At 77.3% G+C, this 3,004-nt stretch carries 4 protein-coding genes; all 4 read right to left on the bottom strand.

The genetic code is table 11. The features are described from left to right. Positions 1–379: ATP-binding cassette domain-containing protein (locus QZ433_RS10960; protein ID WP_295783234.1), on the bottom strand; the 379-nt coding region annotated here is incomplete at its 3' end. Positions 380–434: 55 nt separating this feature from the next. Beyond that, positions 435–1,538, bottom strand: a complete 1,104-nt coding sequence (locus QZ433_RS10955; RefSeq protein WP_295783230.1) for a thiolase family protein — start codon at positions 1,536–1,538, stop codon at positions 435–437. Next, on the bottom strand, positions 1,525–2,643 hold the full coding sequence (locus QZ433_RS10950; protein WP_295783227.1) for a class I adenylate-forming enzyme family protein: 1,119 nt from the start codon (positions 2,641–2,643) through the stop codon (positions 1,525–1,527). Before QZ433_RS10950 ends, QZ433_RS10955 begins: the two co-directional genes overlap by 14 nt. Further along, positions 2,601–3,004, bottom strand: a 404-nt coding sequence (locus QZ433_RS10945; RefSeq protein ID WP_295783225.1) for a biotin transporter BioY, incomplete at its 5' end; no start/stop codon positions are given. The genes QZ433_RS10950 and QZ433_RS10945, both read right to left, overlap by 43 nt.

Here is a 3,004-nt window from a genome sequence, read left to right as displayed (position 1 = left end):
GCGCGTCCAGCCCGAACCGTTCGAGCGTCGCGGCGACGCGCCGGACCCGCTCCTCACGCGAGAGGCGCAGGGGACGGAGCGAGAGGGCGACGTCCTCGGCGACGGTGGGCATGACGATCTGCGCGTCGGGGTTGCTGAGCACGAGGGCGACGTGACGGCGCAGGGTCGTGGCATCCCTGTCCGGATCGAGCCCGAGCACCTCCAGGTCTCCCGACGCGCGCCGCACGAGTCCGGCGGCGATCCGGGCGAAGGTCGACTTTCCCGAGCCGTTGTCGCCGACGATGGCGATGGTGCGGGCTCCGAGATCGAGGGCGACATCGTGCAGCACCTCGGTGTCGCCGAGACGCGCGGTCAACGCGCGGCAACGCAGGACGCTCACCGGACGACCCTCCTCTCGCCCGGGCGCGCGGTCAGCCCGCGCCAGCGCGGCCCCCTCACCGCACGACCTCGAACACCGCGGCGACACCGAGGCCGCCGCCGACGGATGCCGCGGCGAGCCCCACCGTGCCCGCGGGGGCTCCCGCGCGCACGAGCCGCGAGAACAGGCGCACGACGGCCACCGCTCCGCTGGCTCCCCACGGGTGCCCCAGGGCCAGCGCGCCGCCCTCGGCGCAGACGCGCGCGTCGTCGTCGTCGAGCCCGAGGCGCGATAGCACGGCGATGCTCTGCGCGGCGAACGCCTCGACGAGTTCGATCGCGGCGACCTCGGCGAGATCCCGCCCCGCCTGCGCGAGAGCGGCCTCGATCGCGGGCGCGGCCCCGATGCCGGGCAGGGCCGGGTCGCAGCCCACGACGGCGGAGGCGCGGATCGCGAGCCCCGGCGCCGATCCGGCCGGAGCGACGACGACCGCCGCGGCCCCGTCGCCGACGCGGGTGGAGGTCGCGGCGGTGACGGTGCCCCCGTCCACGAGCGGCGCGAGACGTGCCCGCGCCGCCACGGAGACGCCGATGCCCTCGTCGCCGATCATCCCCGCCACGGGCACGATCTCGGCGTCGAAGCGCCCGGCCGCTCGCGCGGTCATCGCCCGCTCGTGGCTGCGCTGGGCGTAGGCATCCTGCCGGGCGCGCGACAGACCGTCGTGGGCGGCCAGGTCGTCGGCGGCGCGCAGCATGTCGGGGTCGGCGAAGCCCGCGGGGGCGAAGGGGGCTCGCGCGAAGGGCGTCCCGTCGTGCACGCGGACGGGAGCGGTCGAGGCGCTCTCGACCCCGCCCGCCACGCGGGTCCGGCCGTCGGCGCGCGTCGCCAGCGCGGCATCCCCGATCGCCGCGAGCCCGCTCCCGCACTGCCGGTCGACGGTGCCCCCGGGAACCCCCACCCCGAGGCCGGCCGCGAGGGCGGCGATGCGGCCGAGGTTGCCGCCCGGGCCGGTGCAGTTGCCGAGGACCACGTCGGCGACCGGAGGGGATCCCGCGTCGGCCACGACCGCCGCGACGACCTCGCCGGCGAGAAGGCCCGCGTCGAGGCGGGCGAGGCCGCGCCCCCGCACCGCCAGGGGGCTGCGCCGCGCCGCGACGACGACGGGGTCAGTGTCGGCCATCGCGCTCTCCCTCCATCAGCCGTTCCACCTCGGCCCGCGCGGGCTTTCCCGAGGGCGTCCGCGGGATCTCCCCGAACGCCCAGCGTCGCGGTCGATGAGCGGGGGCGAGCAGGGCGGCGGCCGCGGATCGGACGGCGGCCGGGTGGGCATCCGGCCCCTCCACGAACGCGGCGACCAGTGCGCCCACGCGGGGGCGCGGCATCCCGAACACGACGGCGTCGCGCACACCGGGGATCGTACGCAGCACCTGCTCGACCTCGTGGGGGATGACGGTCGCCGAGGCGCTGAGGATCGCGTCGTCGGCACGGCCATGCAGGCGCAGTCGTCCGTCCTGCAGCTCGGCGCGATCGCCGACGGTGGCCCACGCCCCGTCGCGGCGCAGCGGGCCGTCCGCTCCGAGGTAGCCGGATGCCACGAACGTGGAGCGCACCCACACCTCGCCACTCCGCACGTCGAGCTCCACCCCCGGGAACGCGCGCAGCCCGTCGCCGGTGTCGACGGCGACGAACGACAGCTCCGCCGCCCCGTAGTACGACACGACCCGCACGCCGGCGGCGTCGGCGCGCTCGCGCAGCGACGGGTCGAGGCGGGATCCGCCGACGAGGGCGACGCGCAGCCGCGGCAGGGAGCCGTCCTCGAGCACGGCGCGCAAGCCCTCGGGCGTCGCGTGCAGGAGCGTCGCGGCGGGATCGCGGCCCCGCACCGGCCGCGGACCGCCCCCGAGTGCGTGCGCGAGAGAGAACAGGGTCAGCGACGACGACGGCGGGGCGGGGAGGGCCACGACGTCGTCCGGTCCCGCTTCCAGGAGCGCGCTCACCGCCGCGAAGGAGTCCGTCCAGGATGCGGCCGTCCGCCGCACGATGCGCGCCGCGCCGGTGCTGCCCGAGGTCAGGGTCGCCCAGGCCGTGGCATCCCCCTCGTCGATCCCGGATGCCACCCGCTCCACGCCCGCGCGCTGGTCGGCGCTCCAGCGCGGATCGGCGATCAGCACGGCGTCGCCGGCTTCGCGGGTCGCGGCGATGCGCTCGACGAGCCGCCCGTCGTCGCCGTCGAGGACGACGATCACGCCGCGGCGGCCGCGGGCGCCGCCGCCGGTCGCGTCCACGCGCGGCGGAACCCGCGCGGGTACGCCCGCACGAGCGCGGCGACGACGGCGGTCGCGAGCGCGGCCTTGAGCAGATCGCCGGGCACGAACACGAGGCTCGTGAGCGCGGTCTCCCCGAGCGGAAGGCGCGTGACAGCACTCTGCACGGGGATGCCGATCGCGTAGATCGCTCCGACACCGCCCGCGATCATGGCGAGGGCGGTGCACCACACGACGGGACGTCGGCCCCCGGCGTGGACGAGCAGCCCGATGACGATCGCCCCGAGGATCCATCCGAGCGCGTAGCCCGCGGAGGGGCCGAGGAAGACGCCGAAGCCCCCGCGCCCTCCCGCGAGCAGCGGAAGGCCCGCCGCCGTGAGCG

The organism is uncultured Microbacterium sp. (assembly GCF_913776565.1).
Classification (GTDB): domain Bacteria; phylum Actinomycetota; class Actinomycetes; order Actinomycetales; family Microbacteriaceae; genus Microbacterium.
The sequence above is the reverse complement of the archived record's forward strand: the minus strand, read 5'-3'. Positions and strand labels throughout refer to the sequence as shown.

What these genes read in the sequence shown, in the direction of transcription:
- QZ433_RS10955 (WP_295783230.1), bottom strand. Translation starts at nt 1,538, where the DNA reads ATGGCCGACACTGACCCCGTCGTCGTCGCGGCGCGGCGCAGCCCCCTG.